Genomic DNA, 15224 nt, shown 5'->3' with positions numbered 1-15224 from the left:
AGATTCTTATGAAACTATTCAAACCACTCTTAACTGTTTTGGCACTTGCCTTCGCCCTTATCTTTGTCACAGCTTGTAGCTCAGGTGGAAATGGTGGTGCATCGTCTAGTAAAACCACTGCCAAGGCTCGCACAATCGATGAAATCAAAAAAAGCGGTGAGCTACGAATCGCCGTATTTGGAGATAAAAAACCGTTTGGTTACGTTGACAATGACGGTTCTTACCAAGGTTACGATATTGAACTTGGGAACCAATTAGCCCAAGACCTTGGTGTCAAGGTCAAATACGTTTCAGTCGATGCTGCCAACCGTGCTGAATACTTGATTTCAAACAAGGTAGATATTACTCTTGCCAACTTTACAGTGACTGACGAACGCAAAAAACAAGTTGATTTCGCCCTTCCATATATGAAAGTTTCTCTGGGTGTCGTCTCACCTAAGACTGGTCTCATTACAGACGTCAAACAACTTGAAGGTAAAACCTTGATTGTTACAAAAGGAACGACCGCTGAAACTTATTTTGAGAAAAATCACCCAGAAGTAAAACTCCAAAAATACGACCAATATAGTGACTCTTACCAAGCCCTTCTTGACGGACGTGGAGATGCCTTCTCTACTGACAATACGGAAGTCCTAGCTTGGGCACTTGAAAACAAAGGATTTGAAGTAGGAATTACTTCTCTTGGAAATCCAGATACCATTGCAGCAGCAGTTCAAAAAGGCAACCAAGAATTGCTAGACTTCATCAATAAAGATATTGAAAAATTAGGTAAGGAAAACTTCTTCCACAAGGCCTATGAAAAAACACTTCACCCAACCTACGGTGACGCTGCTAAAGCTGATGACCTGGTTGTTGAGGGCGAAAAAGTTGACTAGTTATTAACTCTTAAAAGGGACTGGATTTTAAACTCCAATCCCTTTTTAAGATTTTACCTATAACATCCTGAGTCTATCTAAGATGTTCAATCTGAACACAGTGTACATACTTTATCTTCTATTGCATATACTTTATCACATAAGATACGAATATCCTCTTCACTATGACTAGCAATCAAAATTGTTGTCCCTTTTTCACTAGAGAGCTTTCTAAACAATGTTCTCATATTTTCTACACTTGATTTGTCCAAGGCATTCATAGGTTCATCTAGTAAAAGAATAGAGGGATTCTCCATAATTGCTTGAGCAATCCCTAGCTTTTTCCTCATACCTAGCGAATAAGTTTTAACTTTCTGGTCTTTTTGCTCATATAGACCAACTATTTTCAGTGTATCATTGATTTCCTGATTACCAACTACTCCTCGTATGCTTGCCAAATATTGTAAATTCTTAAAGCCACTATAATAATTTATAAAACCAGGTTCTTCAATCAAAGCTCCCAAATTAGCTGGAATTTTTCTCTCAGGAACAATATTTTCCCCATTGATTAACACTTCCCCATAAGACGGACTATATAAACCAGCTATTAATTTAAACAATACACTTTTCCCTGAGCCATTCGCACCAGTAATTCCTATAATTTCCCCCTGTTTACAACTAAAATTAAGGTTTTGAAAAACACATGTTTTTTTTAATTCCAACTGAATATTTTTTAATGTAATTATTTCATTCATTCTATAAACCTCCTCTTTTGACGAGTGAAATAGAAAATGCTTTTAAAAAGAAAGACTAAAAATAGCAACTGAAGAAATAGATCTCGTCCTATATCTCCATTTCCTCTATTCAGAATATAAAATAGATAATTGGTTCGATTCCCCACAAATAAACTGCCAAACACAATCATGAGTAAAAAGAAGCTAACACAAGAAAAGTTCATTTGCTCATTCGCTCCTAGTATGTATAACGTAAAGCAAAGCAAGGATAGCACACAAACATTCAAAAAATCAACTATAAACAAAACTCCTATATCCCAGTTTGGTAACTGTAACATAAATTGAATCACTAGAACTTTTACCATGATTAAAACGAGTCCATAAAGAAAACAGGTCCAAATCTGATACCTAATCCAGAGCTTAATAGAAGAAAATCGAATCACTTCCATAAAGAAATCGGATGCTCTTCTACGATATACAACTGCTAGAAAAAATGCATGAATAATAAACCAATGAAGCAACCATATAGATAAGACTAAAAAAGAGTTTTGACTCAGATTAGGCCCTTTTAAAATTTCTATAACAAGTCTATCATTTCCTTCTAACCAATACCATAATCCTAAACAAATCAATATCCAAAAAAGAACATAACCCCAAAAGTACTTGGTATAGATTATCTGATTCAACCTCCACATGTGACTACTTAACTTTCCCATTTCCAACTTTTACACTCTCCTCCAGTTTCTATGAACAGAAAATACAGTCAATGGAATTATGATAGATAGTAATGTAAGCCAATAAATCAATGCATACGGATTGGAATTTACCATATACTGAAAAATTGGCAATAATCCAATTAGCCCATTGTTCAACTGATAAATCCAGAATAAGGATTCTACAAATAAAAAAGTAAACAGAAATACTAAGCTCATGCTTGATTTTTTAAACCAAGAAAAACTGCTAATAGTAAGTAAGGATAAAAAGAAATAGTATGCTATATAAGAGAAAAAAAATCCTATAAAGAAACTAGCATTGTTTGCAATACTTATACCATAAAATTCTCTTAAAAAATCAACCTCCTTTATCTCCAAAGAGAAGCTAAAACCATTACTAAATGCAATTAGAAAAATCAATAAAAATAAAGTCGCCGTCCAAATCCCCGTACTAAGAGCTGCTAATTTGAAACTAAAACTGGTAAAGTGCTTAATTGATTTCAGACGAATGCGGCACTCCAACCTATTAAAATAGTTATTCATCAAATGAAAAAAGAATAATATATATGTGAACGGAAAGCAATATACTCCAGTCGTAATATCTTGAAGTAAGACTAAGAGCCATTCTAATACATTTGGATGGATTGAATATTGGCGACATCGCAGTAAATATACTGTACTAGATAAAATACAGGATAGCAGTAATATAAAATAAACCAATACTGCTAAAAAATCTTTTTTGTAAAATTGAACAAATTGTTTCATTATACGTAGTCCTCTGAATGTAGAAAAAATGTACCATAAACAACCAAACAACTAACAAATAAAATAAAAGCAAGATGCCCACTAACTAAGGAAAGACTGATATCTTTCTGATATCCCAAAGCTAATGTTGTCACAGGTTCTAAGTAAGATAGCTCTAAAATACCCCAAAAAATACCCCCAACCATCATATAGGCAACTGGGATGAAAATAGCTCCTAATTTTTTCTTCACTAGCAAAGCACTAGCTAGTCCAAAAATAGAGAACACAGCGCCCCAAACTCCATACCAGAGAGTCGTTACAAGACTATAGAGAAACTGATTAGAATCAAATAATTCTTTTAAGGCACCACTATAGTCTCCAATATAAATTTCCTGATAAGGAGTCACTAAAAGATTAATTCCTAATAATAATAAATAGGGGAGAAAAAAGACTAGAAAAGAAGAAATAATTACAGTACTACCCACAATAGCCAGATACTTCTTTTTAGAAATTCGACACAATTGTGCTGTTAGAAAATGACTCTCAGCATCCTCTATTATCTGACTAGAATAGGGCAGTGTACAGATAAGTGCAGCTACTAGGCTAATCGGTGAAAATCCTCTAATAGAAGAAGCGGCAAAAAAAATCGATAAACCTTCAATTTTATAAATACCATTGAAAGCAAGGAAAATTCCTAAACTCATGCAAAGAAGGGTCAAAAATAAAGACATATAAAACCGAGGTGATTTAACGACTCGTACAAGATTACAAATAAAAAATTCCATCCCAACTCCTCCTTATAATAAGAATAGGGTGTAGCATTCTTTTTTCATGCTACACCCACAATCAACCATCTTTAAGGCTTACTCTGACAAGTAAGTTAATAAGAATCTGGACTCCAAGAACCTGAAGTATGAATTCTTACATGATTTCCAAACTGTGGCGCCATAGCTAATCTAGTATCAGAACCAATATAATTATCACCACCTCCATTATAGTACATGACAATCCTAGAGCCAGAACTCAATTGATATACTGTAGTGATATCTGCCCCACTATAGGCGCTACGAATAGAGGTATTTAACGTTTTACCGCCACCAGTGCTGTAATTATTATTAATTCCAGCAGAGGCGTTTTCTTTCTCAAGCGCACTAGTTGTATCCGAATGAAAACGCGGCAACGTTAAATCATAATCTCCAACCTGTCTAGCTAAGACTGTAGGGAGAAACAAACTAGCTGCAATTGTAACTACGCAAAAAAGGGAATATATTTTTCTTCTTTTCATGACATCGTCCTCCTAAAAAGTGATAAACAAGATAGTTGATTGATCAATTTGATACATATTATATTTTCATTATATCAGCAAAAGAAAGCGCTGTCAATTATTTTATTTAAAATATTGTCATATTTTAAATAAAATGGTTAAAAGAGTCCGGGACAAAAAGATTTTAATTTTAGAAATTCTTTATTATAAATTTTAAAAATCGATAGATTATACAAAAAAACGAACAAAACAGAATTCCAATTGTTAGATAACTCATTTTTGTTCGTTTTTTATGTTTAAGTTAGATTTTTGTCCCAGACTCGTCTCTATTTATCTTACTGACCTAACCTTCTTGCCAATTTTCTTGGTCTTCTTTAAATCGTTTTAGAAGGTCGAGCCCTTCTGGTGTGATATAGCCTTCTTCTTGGGCTAGATGGATGAGTTCACTGTAGTTAGAAAGCGTTACTAGTTTGACACCTGCATCTGAGAAGTTCTTATCTGCTTTTGGCAATTGGTAGCTGAAGATTGCTACAACTCCAAGCACATCTGCTCCTTCTCGTTTAGCAGCTGCTACAGCTTCAAGAACAGAACCGCCAGTTGAAATAAGGTCTTCAACCACTACCATTTTTTGACCTTGAGCTACGCGGCCTTCGATTTGGTTACCAGCTCCGTGGTCTTTTGGTTTGCTACGGATATAGGCAAATGGCAAATTCATCTTATCAGCAATAATAGCTCCGTGTGGAATCCCTGCTGTTGCAGTCCCTGCAATCACTTCTACATCTGGAAAGGCTTCTTTGATAGCTTCCACAAAGCCATTTTCAATTAAGGTACGAGTTTCTGGATAGGCTAGTGTCACACGATTATCCGTGTAAATCGGTGACTTGATACCAGATGCCCAAGTGAAAGGCTCCTCTGGTTTGAGGTAAACAGCTTGGATTTTCAAGAGGTGGCTAGCGATATCTTTAGCAAGTGTCATGGTATTCTCCTTTTATTTTTCTAATCTAGTTCTTTAATTCCAGTCCTGTGTCCATTCATCCTTGATAGCATGATAAGCTGCAACAGGATCCTCAGCTTGGGTAATGGGACGTCCCACTACGATATAGTCACTGCCGATTTGATAGGCATCAGCAGGTGTCATAACACGTTTTTGATCTCCAACAGCAGCTCCCTGAGGGCGAATGCCTGGTGTCAGACAGATAAAATCTGGTTTGGTAGCCTGCTTGATGACTTGCACTTCCTGAGCCGAGCAAACAACACCATCCAAGCCAGCTTCAGCTGTCTTCTTAGCATAATGAATGACAGACTCCTGCAGGCTGGTTTGGATATTTTGAAACTCCTGCATCTGGGCTTCTGATGTTGATGTGAGCTGAGTGACAGCGATCAATTTGGCTTGACTTCCAAGACCTTCACGCGCAGCCTTCATCATCTCTACACCCCCAGCCGCATGAACATTTGTCATATCTACACCAAGCTGAGACAGGACCTTCATGGCTGACTTGACTGTATTAGGAATGTCATGCAGCTTGAGATCCAAAAAGACACTGTGCCCCAGGCCTTTCAAGTAGGACACAATCTCAGGCCCCGTTGCGTAATAAAGCTCCATCCCTACCTTAAGATAAAGGCTTTCTTCTGCTGGAAAAAGAGCTAAGAATTCCTTGACTGCCTCAAAACTAGGAAAATCAAGAGCAATAACTGGACGATGTTCTCGCATAGGTTTCTCCTTTTACCTTTGCTAGTGAGAGAGTCTGGCCACAAGAAGCCACGAAAAAAGGAACCTGCCAACAGCAAGGTTCCACGAAAAATGGGTAGTCTCCACCCTTTCACCGTCTAACCTTAGCTGCCTCTCTGGACTGCTTTAAAGGTTTTTTACTATTCTATTATTTCTACTAGCACTTGTCAAGTAAAAACATGGTCACTAAAGAGCTGATAGAAGAAAAGCTAAACCTAGCGACGCGATGAACGCCGGGTCGTTTGGTTTTGATTGCCCTCTTCCTCCAGCTTTTTCTTTTCCTCTTCTAGTTTATTCTGCTGTTCTTCCAGTCTTTTCTTCTCTTCCTCTTTTTGTTTCTTCTCAGCTTCCTTAGCCTCTTGTTTGGCTTTTTCCTCAGCTTCCATAATTAATTTATCCGCCACAGTGTAGCTGTAAATTCCAGCTTCCATGTCAATCACACTCGGTTCTGACAATTGTGGCTTAATCTTACTATAGTAAGGCAGTTTCTTACTCATTTCAGAAAGGGGAACCAAAACTTCGTCCGAATCATTCATAGTCACTCGAATTAAATCAGAAGTCACCTTGCTTGGGGCTAGTTCCACCTTTTGGATAGAAGATTTGAGTTCGGGGCTAATTTGAGAAAGTTCTGACGTAAAGGTCTTGATTTGTTCGCTGTCATTAAAGAGAACTGATAAATAAGTTTCTGGCAGACTCACCAAACTCACCGCACTGCTCTCAAGCTGACCACTTGAAAGGATTGGATAATGACTTTCTCCAGAAACATAGTAGGCCACAATATCATATTCCTTGACCTTGATAGTAAACTTGGTTGGAAATTGATAGACAAGCTGAGCTGATTCAACCCAATAGTTAGACTTGATCTGCTCTTCATATTTTGCCTTATCTAGCAGAAGGTTAATTGTATAATCCGAATCCTGAATGCCTGAAGCCTGTCGAATATCATCAGCTGTAGTTTGCACTGTTCCCTCAACACGAATATCCTTCATGGTCGCATAAGGGCTGAGCAAGTAGGCAGAGATAACCAATAAAAGCAGACTGAGAAACAAAATCGAGATAGCCCGCCAGATATGAACTCCTGGAATTTTCGGTTTGACAGGTTTTTCCTTTACAGGCTTTTTCTCTACTTTTTTATCCTGTTTATTCTGTTTCTTTGGCTCTTTGGATTTTGGTTCTTCTTTGGCTACTTCTTTTTTGACGTCTTCTGACTTTTCTACTTTTTCTTCAGACTCTTCTTTAGCTGATTCTGGGTCTTTTGGTTCAGGCTCACTCTCTTTGTCTTCAGTTTCATCTGACTTTTCAGATTTCGAAGCCATTCGAGCTTGTCTTTCCTTTTCCTTCTCCTCAGCTAGGGCCGCCTCTTCTTCAGCCTTCTTTTTTAGATATTCCTGGTTTCGTTTCTGCCATTCTGATAACTCTTTAAATTCTTCGAGGATTTCTTTGCCCTCTTTTTTCTTATCTTTTGACATTTACTTTCCTTATGATAAATCTTTTTTCAATAATTCATAAAAATCTGCTAGAGATTTCAATTCCTTTGAAGCCTTCATCTTAGCTTGGTAATCTTCCTTGTGACTTAGTAAGTGAGAAAGCTTCTCTCCCAAACTATCCAAGGTCAAATCGCTTTCTTGAAGCTCTTCTGCATAGCCTTTTTTTACAAAGTAAGCTGCATTTTCAATCTGGTCTCCACGACTAGCTTCACGACCAAGTGGCACAATAACATGTAATTTTGCCATGGCCAAAAGCTCAAAAATCGTATTGGCACCACCACGTGTCACAACAATGTCAGCCAATTCCATCAAGGGTTGATAGAGACTGGTCACATAGTCAACACGAAAGAGATTTTGGCTCAACTCATTCAGGCTAGAATCTCCAGTTAGATTGATAATATTGTAGCGCTCTGTCAGTTCTTTCTTATGGTCTGTCACCAATTGGTTAAAGACATGAGCACCTGCAGAACCACCGACAAACAATATAGTTGGCAATTGGGGATTAAAGTGGGTTTGAATATCCACCAATTCATCTGGTTCTGGAGTGTTTTGGTCTGAAACCTTTGTCACTGCTCCCACATGCTCGACCTTAGACAAACTTGAAGATTGCTCAAAGGTTGAATACATCTTCGTCGCAAATTTATAAGCGATTTTATTGGCCAAGCCCATAGACAGGTCGGATTCATGAATAAAGACCGGTACTCCCGACACACGCGCTGCAATAACAGGCGGTACTGAGACAAAGCCTCCCTTTGAAAAAAGAGCCTGTGGACGAAGTCGTAACATAATAAAGAGCGATTGGACAATTCCCCAACCAACTTTGAAGACATCCAGCATATTTTGCCAAGAGAAATAACGACGCAATTTTCCAGTCGCAATAGAATGGAAGGTGACATCTAGACCTGACTTAAGGATTTCTTGGTGTTCGATACCTCGCTTGTCCCCGATATAGTGGACTTCCCAGCCATCTTCGATGAACTTGGGCATTAACAAAAGATTGAGGGTAACGTGTCCAACCGTCCCCCCACCTGTAAAGACAATTTTTTTCATATTATTCCTTTAACTCCGCTACTGTGTCGATAAAGAGGTCGCCACGTACTTCAAAGTTAGCATACATATCCCAGCTAGCATTGGCAGGACTGAGAAGAACCACATCTCCTTGAGTCGCAAGCTCATAGGCCTTGCTAGTCGCATCTGCAATATCTGTCGCATCCACATAAGCGACACCAGCCTTATCCGCTGCCCGTTTGACACGCTCAGCAGATTGACCGAGGATGACCATCTTCTTAAGTCCAGTAATGTCTGGCACCAATTCATCAAACTCATTGCCACGGTCCAAACCACCTGCAATCAAGATGACCTTGCTGTTGTCAAATCCTGACAAGGCTTTCTGAGTAGCCAAGATATTGGTTGACTTGCTATCATTATAGAATTTGACACCCTTGATTTCATCCACAAATTGGAGACGGTGTTTGACACCACCAAAGGCTGAAAGAGTTTCTTTGATGGTTTGGTTGTCCACACCACGAAGCTTGGCTACAGCAATCGTCGCAAGGGCATTTTCCACATTGTGGCTACCTGGAACTCCGATTTCATTCGCTGCCATGACCACTTCCCCACGGAAGTAGAGCTGACCATCTTCCAGATAAGCTCCATCAACCTTTTCCTGTGTTGAGAATGGTACAACTGTAGCTTGTGTTTTTCTTGCCAATTCTTTTGCCAAGTCTTGATTAAAGTTCAAGACAAGGAAATCAGCTGCTGTCATCTTGTTCTGGATATTCCACTTGGCTGCCACATATTCCTCAAATGACCCATGGTAGTCGATATGGGTTGGCATGAGGTTGGTAATAACCGCAATTTCTGGATGGAATTCTTGAACGCCCATGAGTTGGAAAGAAGAAAGTTCCATGACAAGCGTGTCCTTGTCTGACGCAGTTTGTGCCACTTGACTAGCTGGATAGCCGATATTTCCTGATAAAAGACCATGTTGCCCAGCAGCAGTCAAAACGTCCCCAATCATAGTCGTTGTGGTTGTTTTACCATTTGAACCTGTGATACCGATAATTGGCGCTTCTGAAATCAAGTAAGCCAATTCAACCTCAGTCAAGACTGGAATTCCCTTTGCCAAAGCCTTTTCAATCATGGGATTGCTGTATGGAATACCTGGATTTTTCACCATGAGGGCAAATTCTTCATCCAAAAGTTCCAAAGGATGGCCACCTGTGATAACCTTGATCCCTTCTTCCAGCAAACTTTGCGCAGCTGGATTGTCCTCAAAAGGTTTGCCATCATTTACTGTCACAATGGCACCTAGCTTGTCCAACAAACGAGCTGCAGATTCACCAGACTTGGCCAAACCTAAAACAAGGACTTTCTTATTTTTAAATTGATCTATTACTTTCATATCTCGAACTCCATTTCTACTCTTACTATTTTACCATTTTTATGGAAATAAAAAAGCCACAAAGTGTGTTTGTGACTCTTTCTTCTAACTGAATTTTACCTTATCATCTATGTGATAAATCGGTAACTCTAATGACTTGGTCCACTTGCTCCCAAATCAGAGGATTGTGGGTCGCAATAATAATAGTTCGATTCGGATTTTTTAAAGATTCTAGGATAGAAAGTAATTCCTCAGAGTTTTTGGGGTCTAAAGAAGCGGTTGGTTCATCTGCGAGGATCAAAGGTGGATCCTTTAAAATTATCTTCGCTAGTGCAACACGTTGTGCTTCTCCTCCTGATAATTCAAAGATAGGTTGCTTTAAATCTAAATAAGAGAGGTTGACACGGTTTAGAGCTTGTTTCATCAAAGAGATTTTCTCTTTTTCTTTCAACTTTTTACCAACTAAACCCAGATTGAGGTTCTCTTTGACGGTTTGGCTTTCAATTAAGCCAAAATCTTGAAATAAGTATCCCAAGTAATCTCTAAAGAAAACAGAAGGCTTGATGTCCTTAAGAGAAGTACCATCATAGATGATTTGCCCTTTATCATATGGCTCTAATCGCCCAATCATATTCAAGAGTGTTGTCTTACCACAGCCACTTGTCCCAATTAAGGCATAAATTTTCCCACCTTCAAAATGAAGATTCGTATCTGAAAATAGCTGACGGCTTCCAAATTTTTTAGATATATTCTTTAGTTCAATCATCCTATTTTCCTTTCATAATTGTCATAGAAACACGAGATTCTTTCTGCGCTTGACGGTAAAGCGTCAAAACTGCACTAGCTAGAAAGACTAATAAAGTGAGCAAGCCAATCACCAAGTCTCGACTGCTTAAAATAAAGAGACTAGCACCAAATACAAAACTGGCAAATTGACTAACCATATACTGAGCATGTGTTTCAAAAAATCGTAAACCTGAAATTCGTTTAATCAAGATATCTCGGCGGAATTGCTCGAAATATAGAAGATTGACAGAATAAAAGAGTAACAAGGAACTAGCTATTCCAACAATAGCCCCTAGGATTAAAGTTGCTGTTTCAGTTTGAACTTCATTATAACGAGTTAGATAAACACTTCTTCCTTCTTTAAGGTAGGATACTTGCTCATAAATTCCAGCTTTCTTCAAGAGTTCTAGCCCACTCTCATATCCTTTGATAAAGAGTTGTTTTCCAGCATTGATAGACCAACTAGATTTGGAAATGATACTATCACCTGTAGATGTTGGAGTAAATACAACTAAAATCGGATCAGTCAAATACTGAGTGGATACGGGATTCTCACCGTTATTATAAACAAACCGCTTTTCTCCAGTTGGAAGATAGCTAACAATCGCTCTCATTTCATACTCTAAAGGAGCACTTGCCTCCTCACCAGATTTTCCATAATAACTCAATCTTTCTTCAAAAACTTTCTTAAGTTCTGCTTCTCGAGAGCGCAAATGTTCTGGTAATAAGAGTCCAAATTCCCCTTTTTGAAGATGGGCTAGTTTCTGTCTAGTCTCACCATTTACAGATACATTTTCCTTGTCCAAATAACTTGGACTGACATAGAGAACATTAGCATCTGGACTATAGGTATCCAGTGTCTCTCCCTGTTCACTTTTTCCTTGAGGATTTGCAAAATGAATGAGATTATCTTTTACAAATAGAGCCTGTTCTTTTTCAACTGCTTCTTTGGAAAATTCATACCACTTATTCTGATTTTCTGTATCTTTTACTCTATCACCTAAGCCAAAGGAAATCTGGTAATAGTCTGCTCTGTCCTGCCATGCTTGTTTTGAAATTTCAAGTTCTTTCAATCGTTGGTAAGACGTCAAACCTGTCTTAACAGCGTAGCCTACTGTAAAAACAGCTACTAACTGACACAATAGGGTTAAAGCCATCAAGCGTTTAAGAGGTAATCTCCCCTTAATAACGGGAACTAATGCTTTGTAACTCAAACTCATTAGATAAAGAAGCATTAGTAAAATTGAAATACCCAATAAAAACAAAAGATAGAAACTAATCCCAAAACCATATGTAGCTAACAAAATAGGATAAAACAAACCTTGACTAAAAAGAACGACTCCTCCACCTAGGAAGGAAAGGAGGGCTGATAGAAGGATCCACTTGATATCAGTCGATAAAGAATGCCCCATGATGGATAAGAGAGTCTGACCAGAAAAGAGTTTTATACCTGCTGCTCTCATTTCCTTAATCCGAGTTATAATCACTAAAGCAAAGAAAGATAAGCCAAATATTGCTAAACTAATTAAAATAAGGGGAATTAGTAACATTCTAAAAGCAAGAGAATAGGGCGGTGTCTTTCGGTCAGGAATTGCTTTATAACCCAAATCTCCTAATTTATCGGCAAGCTTTTCTTTCGTCAAGGAGCCTGACAAAAGGAGATAACTATTTAGCGGATCACTACGTTCACGACTTTCTTGGCTAGCTTCTTGGAATTCTTTTGGTAAAGTTCCCTGACCATAAGTTGCATAAGTAAAGTGAGTCGTCCCATCCTTACTCGGCTCTACGATTCTTCTAGCTATTAAACTCTGTTCTGAGTTTGCAAAATTCTCCAATTCCTGTTCAAATACCTCACGCGTCGGTTCCTGAGTATCCTTTTTGACACGAAGTAAGGAGACGGAATCATAGCTTGCATATAAATATTGTGGCGCACGTAAGACAATAATCCAAGCAAGGAAGAAGCTGAGAAAAAAAGTTGATAATAATATGAATAGTTTCTTCATAGTAGACTCCTTGTATAAGAGAATAACCCTATAGAACAAAGATTTTATGTTTTATAAATTCTTAGAATTATTTTCTTAGTTTAATCCATTACACCCTGAGCACCAAGACAACAAATTTAATTCTTTCTTATTTTGAAATCGGTTTCTTATAACTTAAGTATATCACTTTCTATATAATCTATCAACATATTTTAATAAGATATCATTAGTAATAGAATTTTAAAGTTTCCTTAGAAATAGATGTCAGTAACGAATTTTATTCCAGTGTTTCCCATTCATACTATCCGAGAAAAATGGATGATGTTACAGTAAAAAGCAATTCAAACTATTGTAAAATTCCTACAAAAAAAGAGAGCCGAAACTCTCTTTTTATCTTCTTTTACTTTTATGGACCGACATAAGGGTAATATCTCGCAAGCTAAAGTATGCTAGGAAGAGCATAGCGACTGCGATGAAGAATTCTGTCGGTAGCTGAAAGATTTGCAGGACAGACAACATCAGCAAAATCAAAAGTGCTACAAAAGCAAAGACGACAAGGACGATATTAACTGTCCCTTTAATGCTTTGTGGTGTCGCAAATACATAGAGTAGTAATAAGAGGAGTCCTATGATTAAATAAACCATCTTTATCTCTTTCTAGCTCTTATTCAGCTGATTTTTTCTTCTTGTTAGCTTTCTCACGCTCTGCTTTGTTAAGGATTTGTTTACGTAAACGGATAGACTCAGGAGTTACTTCCATGTACTCATCATCATTCAAGAACTCAAGAGACTCTTCAAGTGTCAAGATACGAGGCGTCTTGATAACAGCTGTTTGGTCCTTAGTAGCTGAACGGACGTTAGTCATTTGTTTTGCCTTAGTGATGTTAACTGTCAAGTCGTTTTCACGAGAGTTTTCACCGATGATCATTCCTTCGTAAACCTCAGTACCTGGGTTGACAAAGATCGTACCACGTTCTTCGATAGACATGATTGAGTAAGTTGTAGCCTTACCAGCATCGATAGAAACAAGGGCACCACGGTGACGACCACCAATTTCACCTGGAATCAATGGCAAGTATTGATCGAAGGTATGGTTCATGATACCGTAACCACGAGTCATTGACAAGAACTCAGTTGAGTATCCAATCAAACCACGCGCTGGAACAAGGAAGACCAAACGAGTTTGACCATTACCAGTTGAAATCATATCCAACATTTCACCCTTACGTTCAGAAAGGCTTTGGATAACAGACCCTTGATATTCTTCTGGAGTGTCGATTTGAACACGTTCAAATGGTTCACATTTAACTCCATCGATTTCTTTTACGATAACCTCTGGACGAGATACTTGAAGTTCATAGCCTTCACGACGCATTGTTTCGATAAGGATTGACAAGTGCAATTCTCCACGTCCTGAAACAGTCCATTTATCTGGTGAATCAGTTGGGTCAACACGAAGGGAAACGTCTGTTTGCAATTCTGCCTGCAGGCGTTCTTCTACCTTACGAGAAGTTACCCATTTACCTTCTTTACCAGCAAATGGTGAGTTGTTAACCAAGAAAGTCATTTGAAGAGTTGGCTCATCGATGTGTAGGATTGGAAGAGCTTCAACTGCATCTGTCGGAGTGATAGTTTCACCGACAAAGATATCTTCCATACCAGAAACGGCAATCAAATCACCTGCTTTGGCTTCTTGGATTTCACGACGTTCCAAACCAAAGAAACCGAAGAGTTTGGTAACACGGAAGTTTTTAGTTGTGCCGTCAAGTTTAGAAAGGGTAACTTGGTCCCCAACCTTAACAGTACCACGGAAGACACGACCGATACCGATACGTCCAACAAAGTCGTTGTAGTCCAAAAGTGATACTTGGAACTGTAAAGGCTCATCTGAGTTATCTACTGGAGCTGGGATGTGGTCGATAATCGTGTCAAAGATTGGTGCCATAGTAGCTTCTTGGTCAGCTGGGTCATCTGACAATGAAGAAGTTCCGTTGATCGCTGAAGCATACACCACTGGGAAGTCAAGCTGGTCGTCATCTGCACCAAGCTCGATGAAAAGTTCCAAGACTTCGTCCACTACTTCTGCTGGACGAGCTGATGGTTTATCGATTTTGTTAACAACCACGATTGGGACAAGGTCTTGTTCCAAGGCTTTTTTCAATACGAAACGAGTCTGTGGCATTGTTCCTTCGTAGGCATCTACGACTAAGACAACACCGTCAACCATTTTCATGATACGCTCAACTTCTCCACCGAAGTCCGCGTGTCCTGGTGTGTCCATGATGTTGATACGAGTTCCGTTATAGGCAACGGCTGTATTTTTAGCAAGGATGGTAATTCCACGCTCTTTTTCGATATCGTTTGAGTCCATAGCACGCTCTGCCAATTCAGTACGTGCATCAAGCGTTTCTGATTGTTTCAATAATTCGTCAACGAGGGTTGTTTTACCGTGGTCAACGTGGGCGATAATCGCAATGTTACGGATATCTTCTCTTAATTTTGTCATGATTTCCTCTATAATATTCAAAATTTATTTTCTAACTGAACG

15 protein-coding genes are annotated in these 15224 nt (G+C 38.5%); 1 reads left to right on the top strand and 14 read right to left on the bottom strand.

Annotated elements, in window-relative coordinates; genetic code table 11:
* The first annotated feature begins 8 nt into the window (after positions 1-8).
* Positions 9-875 (top strand): cysteine ABC transporter substrate-binding protein, encoded by an 867-nt coding sequence (locus MK480_RS00445; RefSeq protein WP_268707039.1) that lies wholly within the window; start codon positions 9-11, stop codon positions 873-875.
* A gap of 86 nt (positions 876-961) precedes the next feature.
* On the opposite strand, the gene MK480_RS00440 is transcribed toward MK480_RS00445, so the two are convergent.
* The 14 genes from MK480_RS00440 to typA all read right to left on the bottom strand — a co-directional run bounded on the left by MK480_RS00440 (position 962) and on the right by typA (position 15182).
* The gene (locus MK480_RS00440; RefSeq protein ID WP_001002573.1) at positions 962-1609 is read right to left on the bottom strand and encodes an ATP-binding cassette domain-containing protein; all 648 of its coding nucleotides are present in this window, start codon (positions 1607-1609) and stop codon (positions 962-964) included.
* Positions 1606-2304: a hypothetical protein gene (locus MK480_RS00435; RefSeq protein WP_185776732.1), complete on the bottom strand. Its 699-nt coding sequence runs from the start codon at positions 2302-2304 to the stop codon at positions 1606-1608. The genes MK480_RS00440 and MK480_RS00435 overlap by 4 nt, the downstream gene beginning before the upstream one ends.
* A gap of 9 nt (positions 2305-2313) precedes the next feature.
* Complete coding sequence (locus tag MK480_RS00430) at positions 2314-3066, bottom strand: hypothetical protein (RefSeq protein WP_084886869.1); 753 nt, start codon at positions 3064-3066, stop codon at positions 2314-2316.
* On the bottom strand, positions 3066-3830 hold the full coding sequence (locus tag MK480_RS00425; protein WP_084929750.1) for a hypothetical protein: 765 nt from the start codon (positions 3828-3830) through the stop codon (positions 3066-3068). The genes MK480_RS00430 and MK480_RS00425 overlap by 1 nt, the downstream gene beginning before the upstream one ends.
* Positions 3831-3925: 95 nt before the next feature.
* On the bottom strand, positions 3926-4330 hold the full coding sequence (locus tag MK480_RS00420; RefSeq protein WP_023943170.1) for a hypothetical protein: 405 nt from the start codon (positions 4328-4330) through the stop codon (positions 3926-3928).
* Positions 4331-4652: 322 nt separating this feature from the next.
* The gene (gene pyrE, locus MK480_RS00415; protein ID WP_268707038.1) at positions 4653-5285 is read right to left on the bottom strand and encodes an orotate phosphoribosyltransferase; all 633 of its coding nucleotides are present in this window, start codon (positions 5283-5285) and stop codon (positions 4653-4655) included.
* Between the two features lie 33 nt (positions 5286-5318).
* On the bottom strand, positions 5319-6020 hold the full coding sequence (gene pyrF, locus MK480_RS00410) for an orotidine-5'-phosphate decarboxylase (RefSeq protein WP_268707037.1): 702 nt from the start codon (positions 6018-6020) through the stop codon (positions 5319-5321).
* Positions 6021-6253: 233 nt separating this feature from the next.
* A complete protein-coding gene (locus MK480_RS00405; protein ID WP_268707036.1) occupies positions 6254-7507 on the bottom strand; it encodes a cell division protein FtsQ/DivIB in 1254 nt (417 codons plus the stop codon).
* Between the two features lie 9 nt (positions 7508-7516).
* Complete coding sequence (locus tag MK480_RS00400) at positions 7517-8575, bottom strand: UDP-N-acetylglucosamine--N-acetylmuramyl-(pentapeptide) pyrophosphoryl-undecaprenol N-acetylglucosamine transferase (protein ID WP_261028569.1); 1059 nt, start codon at positions 8573-8575, stop codon at positions 7517-7519.
* 1 nt (position 8576) lies between these two features.
* The gene (gene murD / locus MK480_RS00395; RefSeq protein WP_268707035.1) at positions 8577-9929 is read right to left on the bottom strand and encodes a UDP-N-acetylmuramoyl-L-alanine--D-glutamate ligase; all 1353 of its coding nucleotides are present in this window, start codon (positions 9927-9929) and stop codon (positions 8577-8579) included.
* A 103-nt stretch (positions 9930-10032) separates the two neighbouring features.
* Positions 10033-10674 (bottom strand): ABC transporter ATP-binding protein, encoded by a 642-nt coding sequence (locus MK480_RS00390; protein ID WP_000571283.1) that lies wholly within the window; start codon positions 10672-10674, stop codon positions 10033-10035.
* A gap of 1 nt (position 10675) precedes the next feature.
* Positions 10676-12697 (bottom strand): bacteriocin-associated integral membrane family protein, encoded by a 2022-nt coding sequence (locus MK480_RS00385; protein ID WP_268707034.1) that lies wholly within the window; start codon positions 12695-12697, stop codon positions 10676-10678.
* 369 nt (positions 12698-13066) lie between these two features.
* Entirely contained in the window at positions 13067-13321 is a 255-nt protein-coding gene (locus tag MK480_RS00380; RefSeq protein ID WP_141230318.1) for a DUF3165 family protein, read from the bottom strand.
* Between the two features lie 19 nt (positions 13322-13340).
* Positions 13341-15182, bottom strand: a complete 1842-nt coding sequence (gene typA / locus MK480_RS00375; protein ID WP_000164111.1) for a translational GTPase TypA — start codon at positions 15180-15182, stop codon at positions 13341-13343.
* Between the last annotated feature and the right edge of the window lie 42 nt (positions 15183-15224).

Origin of the sequence: Streptococcus mitis (assembly GCF_026782895.1) — a bacterium.
Lineage (GTDB): Bacteria > Bacillota > Bacilli > Lactobacillales > Streptococcaceae > Streptococcus > Streptococcus mitis_CB.
This window is presented reverse-complemented; position numbering and strand designations above follow the sequence as displayed.